This is a genomic window from Kitasatospora sp. NPDC085879 (genome assembly GCF_040686255.1).
GTDB lineage: Bacteria > Actinomycetota > Actinomycetes > Streptomycetales > Streptomycetaceae > Kitasatospora.
On record NZ_JBFBJZ010000015.1, the window covers coordinates 77,208 to 91,367 of the forward strand.

Sequence of the window (14,160 nt, forward strand, 5' to 3'; positions counted from 1 at the left end):
ATGGCGCGCCGTGTCCGCGGTCGGAGAGCCTGCGGATCGTGGAGGCGGGGTGGTCGGGCATCGCTGGTCAGCTCCGGTGGTTGTGTGGGTGGGTGGCCACCTCGAGGTGGCGGTGGCCGCCGAGGACGGCGATGTCGCCGGCGCGATCGGTACGAAGCACGGTGGCGCCGAGTGCGGTCAGCCGGTCCACGGTGCGCGGGGCAGGGTGTCCGTAGGGGTTGTCCCGGCCGCAGGAGATCAGGGCGAGCCTCGGGTGCAGCGCGCCGGTGAGATCCCAGTCCTGGTTGGCCGAGCCGTGGTGGGCCACCTTGAGGACGTCCGCCCGGCCCGGCGGACCGCGTTGCAACAGGGCCTCCTGCGCAGGTGGTTCGAGGTCGCCCAGCAGCGCGACCCGGAGCTGGTCGCCAGGCGGGCCCACCGTGGCGAGCAGGGCGACACTGGCGTTGTTGGCACCGGGGGTGGCCGGTCCGAGTGAGTCGCCTGGCCACAGGACGTCCCAGGCGAGCTGGGGCCCCGCGGTGCGGTGTTCGCCTCGGCGTGCCTGCTGGACGGGGACGCCGGCCGCCGATGCCCACCGCAGGACCCGGTTCTGTTCACCAGGTGGTGAGCCGAGCAGTGTCACCTGGAGCGCCGCGACGGCACGTCCACGCAGGACCCCGGGCAGACCTTCGACGTGGTCGGCGTGGAAGTGACTGAGGATCAGTAGGGGGATCCGGGTGATTCCCAGCTCGCGGAGGCAGGCGTCGGCGATGGCGGGGTCCGGCCCTGTGTCCACGACGACAGCGGTGTCGGCGGCGAGCGGAAGGACGGCCATGTCTCCCTGCCCGACGTCGCAGAGAGCCAGCCGCCAGCCGGGAGGCGGCCAGCCGGTGGCGATTCGGGTGAGAGCGGGTGGGCGCAGGAGTACCGCGGCAAGCGCCATGACGGCAGCAACTGCCGTGACGATCCGGGCCCAGCGATGGGCGGCTCGGTGGGCCGCCAGCAGTGGGGGCACGGCCAGGCTCAGGGCCAGGGTGGTGACGGCGAGCAGTGCCGCTCCGGCCGGTCCTGCGGGCCAGTCCAGCAGGGCGCCGGGCAGGGCGGCACCGTGTCGGGCGACGGCCGCCAGCCACCCGGTGGGCAGGGCGGCGAGGTCGGCCAGAAGTCGAGCGGCTGCGGGAGCGAGCGGTGCCACCGCGAGTGCCGCGAAGCCGAGCAGGGTGGCAGGGGCGACGGCCGCCTCGGCGAGCAGGTTGCAGGGGACGGCCACCAGGCTGACTCGCGGCGCGAGCAGGATGGTGACGGGCGCGCAGCAGGCCTGGGCGGCCGCCGTGGCGGCGAGTGCGGTGGCCAGCGGTGACGGCCAGCCTCGGCGGCGCAGTGCGTCGGCCCAGCGCGGTCCGAGGGTGAGCAGCCCGGCGGTGGCGAGCGTGGAGAGCAGGAAGCCGTAGGAGCGGGCCAGGTAGGGGTCGAGGAGGACGAGGAGCAGAACGGCCCCGGCGAGGGCGGGAACGCCTTGGCGGGGACGGCCGGTGGCGAGGGCGAGCAGGCCGAGGAGGCCGGTGGCGGCCGCCCTGAGAACGCTCGGCTCGGGACGGCAGACGGTGATGAAGGCGAGGGTCAGTCCGGTGCCGACGAGGGCTGTCGTCCGGACGGACAGGCCGAGCAGGCCGGCCAGCCCGCCGCGGCGGCGGCCGTCGTCACCGTCCTGGCGCGGCGCTCCGAGCAGGACGGCAATGAGGACGGCGAGGTTGCCTCCGCTCACGGCGGTGAGATGTCCGAGGTCGGTGGCGCGGAAGGCGTCGCGCAGGTCGTCGGGGAGCCGGGAGGTGTCGCCGACGACCAGGCCGGGGAGGAGTCCTCGGCTGTCCGCCGGCAGGTGGTCGGCGGCATCGCGAAGGCCTGCGCGGAGCCGTGCCGCGATCTGCTGTGACCGGTCGGCTGCGGCGAGCATGTGTGGTGGGCCGAGGACGACCAGGCGCGCCGCCGAGTCGTGGTCGCGCTCGCCCGGGGCGGAGGGGCGGACGTCTGCGGTGACCCTGGCCGAGGGCACGAGCCCGTGCCAGGCGGTGATGTCCTGGGCGCGGACGAGGACCGTGACGGGGGTGTGCACGGTGACGGCCGGTCGGTCGGGGTCGGAGGGAAAGCGCACGCGGTTCACCACGGCGTCGAAGGTCAGCATGGCCTGCCCGGGCGCGGTGCCGTGGACTCGTCCGGTGTGGGCGGTCGGGTCGCCGGCGACGGTGAGATCCACGGACAGTTCGACCTGCGAGGTGCGAAGGGCCTCGGGGGATCGGTCGGTCGGAGTGATGGTGGTCGGTGGACCGGGACCCGTCGACGGGGCTGTGGCTGTCGATGCCGGCCGCGTCGGGGACGTGGGCGCGGCTGCGCCCGTGGCCGACGGAGAAGCGGCCTGCACGGTGAGGGCCGGTCGGACGAGGTCCGGGATCGGGCCTCGGTGGAGGTCGGCGGTGTGCAGGACGGTGGTCAGCGTGGCCGCCGCCGAGGTGAGCAGTACGGCAGCGGTCAGCGGGGCGATTCGGCGCCTCCCGGCCGCTGCCCGCCGTCGGAGCAGGAGCAGGGCTGCTCCGGCGGTGAGCACTGCGGCGACGGCGAGCGGCGGGTGGTGACGGGGCTCCGCTGCGAGGACGGCGGAGGTTGCCGCCCAGGCAGTGAGCGCGGGCAGTAGCAGCCGCAGGTCGGCAGGACGGCGGGCGGGGGCGGCCGGGGCACCCGACCGGTCCGGCCTGGCACTGGCCCGGTCCAGCCGTCCGGCTGCGGGGGCGAGGGTGACGGCCATCGCAGACACCTTCCTCGGTGTTGAGCGGTCATTGCTTGGCCGAGCGAGGCAGGCCGGAGCCCAGCTGCCTGCTGCTGCCTGCTGCTGCTGCTGTCAGAGCGTCAGCAGGCCCTTGATGTCGTCGAACTTGCGCTGCCCGATGCCCGGAACCTGCCTGAGCTGGTCGACCGAGTGGAACGGGCCGTGTGCCTGGCGGTACTGCAGAATCCGCTGGGCGAGTGTCGGGCCGACGCCCGGCAGGGTGTCGAGCTGCTCGGCGGTTGCCCGGTTGAGGCTGACGAGGCCGCCGGTGGTGGCGCCACCGACGCCCTGGCCGGGCGGGGCGCCGACCAGGATCTGTTCGCCGTCGCTGAGCACCCGGGCGAGGTTGAGTGCGTCGGTGTCCGTGCCGGGGAGTGCGCCGCCGGCGGCACGCAGGGCGTCGGCGACCCTGGAGCCGGTCGGCAGGGTGCGCAGGCCAGGGTGCTGGACCTTGCCCGCCACGTCCACGACCACGGTGGGTGCCGGGGCGCCGGGCGAGGCCGTCGTCCCGGCTGCCCCGGAGGAGGGCGGGCCTCCGGTGGCAGACGGCGCGCTGCCGCTGACGGTCGGGACGGCGACCGGTTCGGGGCGGCTCAGCCAGAAGTGCTGGACGGCGTACCCGACGGCGAGCAGAAGCAGAGCGGCCAGGCCGAGCGCAGCTCTGCGGTCGAGCATCAGCCCGGCGGGAAGGGAGAAAGCGAGCCGCCGGGCAGAGGGCGACTTCGGGAGGTCGGGCGGGACGGTGGCGGAGTCGGCCGCGGTACCGAAGGGCGAGGAGGTCTCCGGCGGCGGCAGCCCTGCGCCCGGTGCGGGAATCGACGGACCGTCGCGCACCGCGCGACGGCGGGGCGATCGCCCTGCTCCCTGGGGTGTGTCCGGCCCGGACCTGCGGGAGATGAACCGGTTCGGGTTCCGCGGCCGGTCGCCCCCGGCACCCCGGGCCGGCGCATCGGGGGCGGTCATTCCGCTCACAGTGGTCGAGCCGGCCGGTGCCGTCGGCCCGTTCGGCGGACCGGAGGAGGCGCCCGTGAATTCACCGGCCGGACCGCCGGCCGAGGTGCCCCCGGACGGGCGGGCAGCTGTGCGGGGGCGGGTACGCGACGGGCCACCGCCCAACGCTGCGGAGAACAGGGCGGCCAGCCGCCGCCGAACCGTCTCGGTCGTCTCTCGGCGCCGTGCTGCGCCGCGGGTGGTGTGCTTCATGCGAGGACGGTACGAACGCCGCTTCTCCCCCACCCGCACTCCGTCACCCACCTGTGGACAACTCGGGGGTGTGGACAACTCCCTTCCCTCACACGGATGAAAAGAGCACCGCCGGGACGCCTCCGGGAACCCGCCAGGCTGCGTGTTCGTCAGCCGGGTCGGAGCCGCTGCGAGGCGGAGTCGCACCACAGGCGGGTCTGCAGCGAGGGCCGTCACTCGATCTGCGGGCGGCCCTCATCCGGGGTGGCGCTCATCCGGAGCGGTACCGGGCGGAGCAACACCAGGCAGAGCTGCACTGGGCGGAGCGGCACCCAGCGATGCTCCACTCAGCGGGGCGACACCACGACGGCCAGCAGGCCGGGCCCGACGTGGGCACCGATGACGGCGCCGACCTCACCCACGTACAGGTCGCGCAGTCCGGGCACCCGCTCGCGGAGGCGCTCGGCCAGCGGCTCCGCACGGTCCTCGGCAGCGAGGTGGTGGACGGCGATGTCGACCTCGGCATCGCCTGCGCGTTCCACGGCGATCTCCTCCAGCCGGGCGATCGCTCGGGACGCAGTCCGCACCTTCTCCAGTGGCTCGATCCGACCGCCGGAGAGGTGGAGCAGCGGTTTGACCGCGAGGGCCGAGCCGAGCAGGGCGCGGGCGGCGCCGATGCGGCCACCGCGGCGCAGGTGCTCCAGCGTGTCCACGTAGAAGAAGCCGCTGGTCCGGGCGGATCGGCGGGTGGCCTCGGCGGCGGCCTCGACCAGGCCGAGGCCGGCTTCGGCGGCCTCGGCGGCCGTCAGCACACAGTGGCCGAGGGCCATGCCGACCAGTCGGCTGTCCACCACCTCGACCGGGATGTCCGCCCCGGCCGCGGCGAGTGTGGCGGCCTCGTAGGTACCCGAGAGTTCGGAGGAGATGTGTACGGACACGACACCCGTGGCGCCCGCCTCGGCGGCGGCGCGGTACGCGGCGGCGAAGGTCTCCGGGTTGGGACGGGAGGTGGTGACTCTGCGCTTGGCGCGCAGTGCCTCGGCGACGTCCTTGGGCGAGATCTCGACGCCCTCGGTGAGAACCTCGTCGCCGACCACGACGGAGAGCGGGACCACCTCGATCCGATGGCGGTCGACGACGTCCTGGGGCAGGTAGGCCGTGGAATCGGTGACAAGGGCGAGGTGGCCGGGCATGAGCCGGAGGTTACTCCGCGACCGGCGCAGATGACAGCGCCGGCCACTCGGATCCCTTCCGTACAACGGCCGCGGGCCGGCTCCGCACGCGGCAGGCCGACCAGCTCGGTCCGACAGGACCCCTACGCTCCACCGGTGTTCGGCTTGCGCAGCCGGTCGGCGAGCCGATTGAGGGGCTCGCCGAGACCGAGCACGTCCTCGGCGCGTAGCCGATTGCCACTGGCGATGCCCTTGCGCTGCTCCTCATCCGCGCGGGCCGCGGCGGCTCCCGCGGTGGCTGCGGAGCGGCTGTCCGAAGGGGCACCGTTGGCACGGGGGCCGGCCGCGGTAGTGCCTGCGGCGGCACCGGGGCCGCCGTCGCTCGCACCGTCGGCACCGGTCAGCAGGTCCCAGTGCCGCAGTGCCCCGGCCTCGTTCTCGCACTCACGGCTGAGCCGCGCCAGGTCGTCGTCGGCGAAGCGGCGCATGCGGTCCTGGGCGGCCCAGCGCATGGTCTCCGCGGAGTGGGTGATCCGGCCGGCCCGCTCACGGAGCTCGGGCAGTTTCGCGGTCAGCCGGACGCTGTCGGGCTCGCGTTCGAGGATGCGCATCTCGCGGTCGAGTTCGGCGGCGTGCGCGTCGAGCCGGGCCAGCAGTTGCAGCGACTCGGCGAGCTGGCTGTCCTCGGTCAGGCCGGACTCCAGCACCTGCCGGGTGGCGTCGAGGGAGGTGCGCAGCGACAGGCGGACGGCCGCGAGTTGGCCCTGGGCGCCGGGCTTGGTGAAGGTCTTGGCGCGCAGCGCCGCGTTCTCCACCGTGCGCCGCGCGTGGGCCTCGTGCCGTTCCACCTTGGCGGCGACGGCCTTGGCGGCCTTGACCGTGCCGACGACGGCCATGACGCCGGCGGTCACCAGGAAGAGCATCACCAGGGCGATCACCACGCCGATCGCGTCCATCCCTACCCCACCTTCCGCGGAGCCCACGGACCCCGCTCGCCGGACGCGGCCCGCGTGGCCGCCCCGGCATCTCCACGGTAGCGTCCGCGGGGCTCCCGTCCGAGCCGGGAGGCGGTACCGGCCGCAGAGATCAGGGAGAGCTCAGGGGCCGGGTCCGGGGTCTTCCGGGGCTGTTCCCGGTGGCGGACTCGCCATCGAGGACGGCAGGTGTCCGCATCTGCTGTCAGGATGGCCGCATGCTGGAGACCTCCGCCCGCCTGCTGCGTCTGCTGTCCCTGCTCCAGGTCCGCCGCGACTGGTCGGGGGCGGACCTCGCCGACCGCCTGGATGTGGATGTGCGCACGGTGCGGCGGGACGTGGACAAGCTGCGCGGTCTCGGCTACCCGGTGAACTCGACACCGGGCACGGCGGGCGGCTACCGGCTCGGCGCGGGGGCGGAGATGCCGCCGCTGCTGCTGGACGACGAGGAGGCCGTCGCGGTGGCCGTGGGGCTGCGGACCGCGGCAGGTGGCACGGTGTCCGGCATCGAGGAGTCCTCCGTGCGGGCGCTGGCCAAGCTGCTTCAGGTCATGCCGTCGAGGCTGCGACACCGGGTGGATGCGCTGGCCGCCTCGACTGTGGCGCTGCCGGGTCACGGGCCGCAGGTACAGGCCGACGTGCTCACCGCGATCGCCGCCGCGTGTCGGGCACACGAGCGACTGCGCTTCGACTACCGGACGCACGCGGGCGACGAGAGCCGCCGGGACGCCGAACCGCACCGGCTGGTGCACACCGGCACCCGCTGGTACCTGGTGGCCTGGGACACCGCCCGGGCGGACTGGCGGAACTTCCGCGTCGACCGGATCACGCTGCGCCCGCCGCACGGGCCACGGTTCGTACCCCGGGAGCCCCCGGAGCAGGACGTCCGCGGCTGGGCCTCCTGGGAGATCTCCGTCGGCCAGTACCGCTACCAGGCCCGCTGCACCGTCCGGGCGTCGGCCGAGGAGGTCGTCCGGAAGACCACACCGACCTCGGCGGTGGTCGAGCCGCTCGACGAACAGACTTGCACCCTGCGCACGGGCTCCAACTCGCTGGACGGCCTGGCTCTCCACCTGGCCCTGCTGGGGTTCCCGTTCACCGTGCACGAGCCGCCCGAGCTGGTGGCGCATGTAGCCGCCCTCGCCGACCGTCTGCGCTGCGCCGCCTCTCCGACCGGCCGACCGCGGGCAACCGACGCGCCGTAGCCCCCTCCGTACCGTCGGCGAGCCCGCCGCCGGCTTGGCACCGCGCCGACGCCGAAAACGCCCGGGCCGGGCGCCCCTCGTGGGGAGCCCGGCCCGGGAAGCAGCGGCAGACGTCAGCCGGTGACGATGTTCACCAGCTTCGGCGCACGCGCGATGACCTTGCGCACCGGCGCGTCGCCCAGGGCGGCCACGACGGCCGGATCGGCCAGTGCCAGCGACTCCAGCTCGGCGTCGGAGATGCTCGGCGCGACCTCCAGGCGGGCCTTGACCTTGCCCTTGATCTGGACGACGCAGGTGACCGTCTCGTCGACGACGTAGGCCGGGTCGGCGACCGGGTAGTCGGCAAAGGCCAGCGACTCGCCGTGGCCCAGGCGCTGCCACAGCTCCTCGGCGATGTGCGGGGCGAGCGGGGCGACCATCAGGACGATCTGCTCGGCCACGCTGCGCGGCGTGGAACCCCGCTTGACCAGGAAGTTGTTCAGCTCGATCGCCTTGGCCACGGCCGTGTTGAACCGCAGGCCGGCCATGTCGGCGCGAATGCCGTCGATCGCCTTGTGCAGGGCGCGCAGGGTGGCCTCGTCCGGCTCCTCGTCCGTGACGACCAGCTCGCCGGTGCTCTCGGAGACGATGTTGCGCCACAGCCGCTGCAGGAAGCGGTACGAGCCGACGACGGCGCGGGTGTCCCACGGGCGGGAGACGTCCAGCGGGCCCATCGACATCTCGTACAGGCGCAGGGTGTCGGCGCCGTACTCGTCGGCGATCTCGTCGGGGGCGACGGCGTTCTTCAGGGACTTGCCCATCTTGCCGGCCTCGCGCTTGACCGGCTCGCCCTGCCAGACGTAGCCGCCGTCGCGCTCCTCGACCTCGGCGGCGGGCACCGGGAAACCCCGCGCGTCGCGGTACACGTCGGCGGTGATCATGCCCTGGTTGAACAGCTTGTGGAACGGCTCGACGGAGGTGACGTGGCCCAGGTCGAACAGCACCTTGTGCCAGAAGCGGGCGTACAGCAGGTGCAGCACCGCGTGCTCGGCACCGCCGACGTACAGGTCGACGCCACCGGCCGGCTTGTCGGCCGTCGGGCCCATCCAGTAGGCCTCGTTGGCCGGGTCGACGACCTTGTCGGGGTTGGCCGGGTCGATGTAGCGCAGCTCGTACCAGCAGGAACCGGCCCAGTTGGGCATGGTGTTGGTCTCGCGGCGGTACTTCTTCGGGCCGTCGCCCAGGTCCAGCTCGACCTCGACCCAGTCCTCGTTGCGCGAGAGCGGGGTCTTCGGGGTGGAGGCGGCATCGTCCGGGTCGTAGGTGTGCGGCGAGTAGTCCTCGACCTCGGGAACCTCGACCGGCAGCATCGACTCGGGCAGCGCGTGCATGGCGCCGTCCTCGTCGTAGACGATCGGGAAGGGCTCGCCCCAGTACCGCTGGCGGCTGAACAGCCAGTCGCGCAGGCGGTAGTTGACGGTGCCCTCGCCGATGCCGCGGCCGGCCAGCCAGCGGGTGACGGCGGCCTTGGCGTCGACGACGCTGAGGCCGTTCATCGACAGGTCGTCGTGGGCCGAGTTGACGATCACCGAGTCGTAGGTGTCGAAGGCGTCGTCCCAGGTGTGCGGGTCCTCGCTGCGGCCGTCGGTCGGCTGGACGACGCAGCGCATCGGCAGGCCGAAGGCGCGGGCGAAGGCGAAGTCGCGGTGGTCGTGGGCCGGGACGGCCATGATCGCGCCGGTGCCGTAGCCCATCAGGACGTAGTCGGCGATGAAGACCGGGACCTGCTCGCCGCTGACCGGGTTGGTCGCGTAGGCGCCGGTGAAGACACCGGTCTTGATCTTGGCGTCGACCTGGCGCTCGACGTCCGACTTGGCGGCGGCCTCGGCCCGGTAGGCCGCGACGGCCTCGGCGGGGGTGGCGGCGCCACCGGTCCAGTCCGCGGGCACGCCCTCGGGCCAGGCGGCCGGGACGATCGAGTCGACCAGGGCGTGCTCGGGCGCCAGCACCATGTAGGTGGCACCGAACAGGGTGTCCGGGCGGGTGGTGAAGACGGTGATGGCCTCGCCACTGGGGACGGCGAAGTCGACCCGGGCGCCCTCCGAGCGGCCGATCCAGTTGCGCTGCTGCAGCTTGATCGCCTCGGGCCAGTCCAGCACGTCCAGGTCGGCGATCAGGCGGTCGGAGTACGCGGTGATCCGCATCATCCACTGCCGCAGCTTCGACTTGAACACCGGGAAGTTGCCGCGCTCGGAGCGGCCGTCCGAGGTGACCTCCTCGTTGGCCAGCACGGTGCCCAGGCCCGGGCACCAGTTGACCGGCACCTCCTTGGCGTAGGCCAGCCGGTACTCGCCCAGCACCTCGTCGCGCTCGACGGACGACAGCGCGGACCAGGCACGGCCGCCCGGCACCTCGCGCTCGCCGGACTCGAACTGCGCGATCAGCTCGGCGATCGGGCGGGCCTTGCCGGCCGCATCGTCGTACCAGGAGTTGAAGATCTGCAGGAAGATCCACTGCGTCCAGCGGTAGTAGTCCGGGTCGATCGTGGCGATGGAACGCCGCGAGTCGTGACCCAGGCCCAGCCGGCGCAGCTGGCGGCGCATGTTGCCGATGGCCGCCTCGGTGGTGATCCGGGGGTGCTGGCCGGTGGCGACGGCGTGCTGCTCGGCGGGCAGGCCGAAGGCGTCGTAGCCCAGCGTGTGCAGCACGTTGTGGCCGGTCATCCGCTGGAAGCGGGCGTAGACGTCGGTGGCGATGTACCCCAGCGGGTGGCCGACGTGCAGACCGGCACCGGACGGGTACGGGAACATGTCCATGATGAAGCTGTGGGGCTTCGCGGCGACGCCGCCGTCCGTGCCCTCGGCCAGCGGGCCGACCGGGTTGGGGGCGTTGAACGTCCCCTCCTTCTCCCACAGGTCCTGCCAGCGGGACTCGATCTCGGCCGCCAGCGCGGCACCGTAGCGGAAGGGCTCGGAAGCGGCCTCGGCCGCGCCGGAAGCAGGGGTCGTCGTCTCGCTCATGGTCCTTCGGGCTCCGTCGTCATCAGTGGCGAACCAGCGGCACACACTCGGAACAGCACATGCTCGGAAAGCAAAAAACCCCTCGCAGGAGGGGTCGCCACGCCGACTCCGGCACTTCGCCGGTCCTGGTCAGCGCGGCCGGCTAAGGAGCAGGCGCACGGTTCGCATGGGGTCAGGGTACCGCAACAGCCCGTTGCCCCCACCGCGCATTCCACCCACGCATCCCACCCGCACATTCCATTCGCGCATTCGCAGAGGCACCCGTGCATCCACCGAGGGCACCCCGCCCGGTCGGCCCGCCGGAACCACTGGGACGACCTGCCCGGCCGACCGGTACAGCCCCACCGGTACGACTCGTCCACCCCATCAGCCCGCGAGCGGGACCTCCTCGCGAACGGCCGTGTCGAAGGCGCGCAACGCCCGCGCAACCCTCGCCGACTGCATTCCGGCGGCGAGCTGCCTGGCCTCGTCGGCGATCCTGGCGGCCTCCTCGAATTCTCCGCTGCGCCGATGCGCCTCGGCGAGTCGGACCATCAGCAGGGCCCTGGTCCGGGCGCGCTCGGCCGGCAGTGCGGCGACCGCTTCGCCGAGCATCGCCCGGGCACGCTCGAAGTCGCCGAGGAAGAGGTGCATCTCCCCCACCATGCCGGCCAGGTCGGCATGGTCCTGGGCGTGGTCCTGCGTGTGTTCCTCCTGGCCGGCGAGCGCCTGGAAGGCCCGCTCGGCCACGGCCTCGGCGCTGATCTGCTCGCCCTTGCGGCCGTGCGCGCGGGCGATCCGGCCCAGCTGCAGTGCCCGTTCACGGGGGGTCAGCACTTCGTCGGCGGCGCGCAGCGCGGTGGAGAGCATGGCGACCGCGTCGAGCCCGCGCCCACCGGAGTTGTACGTCGCCTGGACGGCGAGGCAGCCGACCACGCCGACGCCGAGTCGCGGGTCGCCGGAGATGTGTGCGGCGCGCAGTGCGGCGACGAAGGCGCGCTGGGCCGCGGCGTCGTTGCCCATGTCGTAGTTGGCCCAGCCGACCAGCCGGGCGATCCGGCCGGCTGCGCCGTAGAGTTCGCGGCCGAGTTTCTCGTCGTAGGCGCCGAGTTCCAGGAGCTTGCCCACCATGGCGAGTTCGGCCTTGGCGAGGTCGAGGATGAGGCCTCCGCCATAGGCGCGTTCCAGGCGGCGTTTGCTCTCGTAGGAGAGCCGGAGGTCGGCGAGCTGTTCGGGGGCGATGCGCAGGGCGCCGGCGCCGCCGGTGACCTCGGGCGGTGGGGAGGCCCAGTGCCGGGCGGCCTGTTCGAGTTCGTCGCCGCGGAAGAGGTCGGTCAGTCGGACGGGGGCGGCGTCGGTGCCGGCCTCGCGGAGCGCGGTCTGCGCGGTGTCGGCCGTCCACGGGTCGGTGAGCAGCCGCGGCGAGAGGATCTTGGCGCCGCGACCACTGCCCATGCGGCCCCAGAGCTGCTCGTAGGTGACGGCGATGCCGACGGCGCGGCCGAGCACCTCGCAGACGGTCTGGTCGTGCGGGGCGCGGGGCACCATGCCGCGGTCGCGCCACTTGTAGGGAGCGGTGGCGCTGATGGCCAGGCCGGCGGGCAGGGCGGCGTTCACCTCGCGGGCGAGCCGCTCGGGGCTCCACCCGAGCTGGTGGAGTATCCGGGCGAGCTCTTCGTTCCGCTTGCGCACCAGGTCGGCCATGTCTCGACCGTAGCGGGCCGGGAGGGTCCGCGGGTGAAGTCGGTCGCACGGGCCGGGGAACGCCGAAGGGCCGCTCCCCGGAGGGAACGGCCCTTCACTTTCTGTGGAGCTATGGGGAATTGAACCCCAGACCTCTTGCATGCCATGCAAGCGCTCTACCAACTGAGCTATAGCCCCTTGCCGTGGCCCCCGGTGGTCTCCCCCGGCGACACGCACCACTTTACACGGTCACCGGGGTGCTCCCCTAATCCGTTTCGGTGCCCACCGCCGGGCGGCCGGGCCGACCCCGACGGCCGGGCCTGCCGACACGGCCGGCCCCGCACCGGGGCCGGTCACGGCCTGACGCAGGAGACGCTCCACCGGGCACGCGGAGAGTCTCAGCGCCCGCGCGCTCGACTGCGCCGCCACACACTGCGCAGCAGCGCCGCGGCGATGCCGGCTGCGACGACGATCACAGCCCAGTAGACCGGGTCGCCGCGCGACTCGTCGTCGGCGCCGAGCGCCCCGCCGAGGGCGAACAGCAGGAAGATTCCGGCGACGAGCGTGAGCACCATGTTGACGACGAGCTGCACCGGGGACGAGCGGACGGCGGGCCCCGCGGTCCGGGACCGCGCCGGGCCCGCCAACCCCGCCGAACCGACCGAGCCCCCAGAACCGGCCGAACCCCCCGAACCGACCGAGCCCCACGAACCCGCGCGACCGGCGGTGCGGGCGGGCGTCGACCGCGGAGGCATCCGGACGTACGCCTGCTGCGGCACCGCGGCGTCGATCGTGGCGAGGGTGTGCGCGTCGACGGCGAAGCAGGCCGGTTCGATCTCGACGCAGATGCCGTCGGTCCCGATGAGCCGCCGTCCGCCGTCGGGCCAGGCGAGGTGGACGGCGCAGGCGTCGTACCGGACGGTGGCGGCCTGTCCCTGGTGGACGAGGCTGACACCGCCCGCGCCGACGACCAGGTCGGGTCCGCCCGATTTGCGGGAGCGGTGGCGTTTGCCCTCGACGGCTGCGGCGGAGTGCAGCGGTGCGGTCGCATAGCCGGCCCAGTCCGCGCGGTGCCCGGCGGGCACGCGCAACAGACCGTTGCCCAGGGCCTGCTGAGCGACCGTCCGGACGTCCTCGGCGGTGACGGCGGCGAGCTCGGCGCGGAGTTCGTCCCGGCTGCGGACCGGCAGGCCGAGCAGCAGGTCGGCGGCGCAGCCGGGCAGGCGCGACGGGTCGGTGTCGGGGGCGGCGATGGCGGAGTCGGCGCGGCGTCGCAGGGCGTCGAGGGTGTCCGGGGCGACGCCCGCGACGGCGAGCCGCGCGAGGACGTCGACGAAGCCGCCGAGCACGGCGTCCTGCTGTTCGGGCAGGGCGTCGGCGAGCGCGGTGACGGTGAGGACGCCGTCGCCGCGGTGTCCGTGGTCGGCGCCGGCGGTGTAGGAGAGGCCGCCGTCCTGTCGGAGGTCCTGGAACAACTCGCGGTCCAGGCAGGCGGTGTAGAGGTCGACGGCGGCGCTGCGGGGCAGCACGGTGTCGAAGAGGACCTGTCCCTGCCCGGCGGCGAAGTACGCGGGAGTGTCGGGCAGGGCGGCGGTCGGCTGCGGCGCGGGCATCCGGCGCCCGGGGCGCAGCGGTAGCCGCAGGCCGTCCGGCACCCGTTCGCCGGCGATCCAGAGGGCGGCGTTCTCGCGGGTGAACCAGGTGTCGGCCCACTGCTGGACGGTCTGCGGGTCGAGGCCGGGCACGCCCCACTCGGGGTAGCTGACCAGGCCGTGGCCCTGGGCGCCGTACCGCCACAGGCCGGTCGCCTCGGCGGCGCCGGTGCCGCGCCCGGCCTCCTCGGTGCGCAGGATCGCCTTCTCGGTCTCCAGCCGGTCCATCGGCAGAGCGGTCAGCGACTCGCAGACGCTCTGCAGGAAGGCGCGGATCTCCTGGTCGTCGCCCTCCAGCAGGAAGTGGGTGTGCAGTTGTCCGGTGGCGCCGTTGAAGCGGTGCACCTGGACGCCGCTGCGGTGCAGGGCGAGGTGTTCGACGAGGTGGGTGATGCCGGCGCGGGCGAGGGTCTCGTCGGCGCGGCCGACCCGGAACACCAGGCCGGCGGCCGTGCGGCCGGGTCGCGGTGCGTGCAGGGCCGGTACGCCGTCGACCTCGAAGCGGTGGATCACG

The 14,160-nt window shown here is 73.7% G+C and carries 8 protein-coding genes and 1 tRNA gene; 1 reads left to right on the forward strand and 8 read right to left on the reverse strand.

What is annotated here, in order from left to right:
- Positions 1-67: 67 nt before the first annotated feature.
- The 4 genes from AB0P35_RS14380 to AB0P35_RS14395 form a co-directional block, all read right to left on the reverse strand.
- Complete coding sequence (locus AB0P35_RS14380) at positions 68-2,779, reverse strand: ComEC/Rec2 family competence protein (protein ID WP_363510429.1); 2,712 nt, start codon at positions 2,777-2,779, stop codon at positions 68-70.
- A gap of 93 nt (positions 2,780-2,872) precedes the next feature.
- The gene (locus AB0P35_RS14385) at positions 2,873-3,634 is read right to left on the reverse strand and encodes a ComEA family DNA-binding protein (RefSeq protein WP_363510432.1); all 762 of its coding nucleotides are present in this window, start codon (positions 3,632-3,634) and stop codon (positions 2,873-2,875) included.
- 695 nt (positions 3,635-4,329) lie between these two features.
- The gene (locus AB0P35_RS14390; RefSeq protein ID WP_363510435.1) at positions 4,330-5,175 is read right to left on the reverse strand and encodes a DegV family protein; all 846 of its coding nucleotides are present in this window, start codon (positions 5,173-5,175) and stop codon (positions 4,330-4,332) included.
- A 122-nt stretch (positions 5,176-5,297) separates the two neighbouring features.
- On the reverse strand, positions 5,298-6,110 hold the full coding sequence (locus AB0P35_RS14395) for a hypothetical protein (protein WP_363510438.1): 813 nt from the start codon (positions 6,108-6,110) through the stop codon (positions 5,298-5,300).
- Positions 6,111-6,346: 236 nt separating this feature from the next.
- Here AB0P35_RS14395 and AB0P35_RS14400 point away from each other — a divergent pair, with 236 nt between their 5' ends.
- Positions 6,347-7,333 carry a transcriptional regulator gene (locus tag AB0P35_RS14400; protein ID WP_363510441.1) on the forward strand — a complete coding sequence of 329 codons (987 nt, stop codon included), beginning with the start codon at positions 6,347-6,349 and terminating at the stop codon, positions 7,331-7,333.
- A gap of 113 nt (positions 7,334-7,446) precedes the next feature.
- On the opposite strand, the gene leuS is transcribed toward AB0P35_RS14400, so the two are convergent.
- The 4 genes from leuS to AB0P35_RS14420 form a co-directional block, all read right to left on the reverse strand.
- Positions 7,447-10,332 (reverse strand): leucine--tRNA ligase, encoded by a 2,886-nt coding sequence (gene leuS, locus AB0P35_RS14405; protein WP_363510444.1) that lies wholly within the window; start codon positions 10,330-10,332, stop codon positions 7,447-7,449.
- 366 nt (positions 10,333-10,698) lie between these two features.
- Positions 10,699-12,015, reverse strand: a complete 1,317-nt coding sequence (locus tag AB0P35_RS14410) for a hypothetical protein (RefSeq protein ID WP_363510447.1) — start codon at positions 12,013-12,015, stop codon at positions 10,699-10,701.
- Positions 12,016-12,119: 104 nt separating this feature from the next.
- A tRNA-Ala gene (locus AB0P35_RS14415) sits at positions 12,120-12,192 on the reverse strand.
- A 200-nt stretch (positions 12,193-12,392) separates the two neighbouring features.
- Entirely contained in the window at positions 12,393-14,159 is a 1,767-nt protein-coding gene (locus AB0P35_RS14420) for an insulinase family protein (RefSeq protein WP_363510450.1), read from the reverse strand.
- Position 14,160 lies beyond the last annotated feature (1 nt).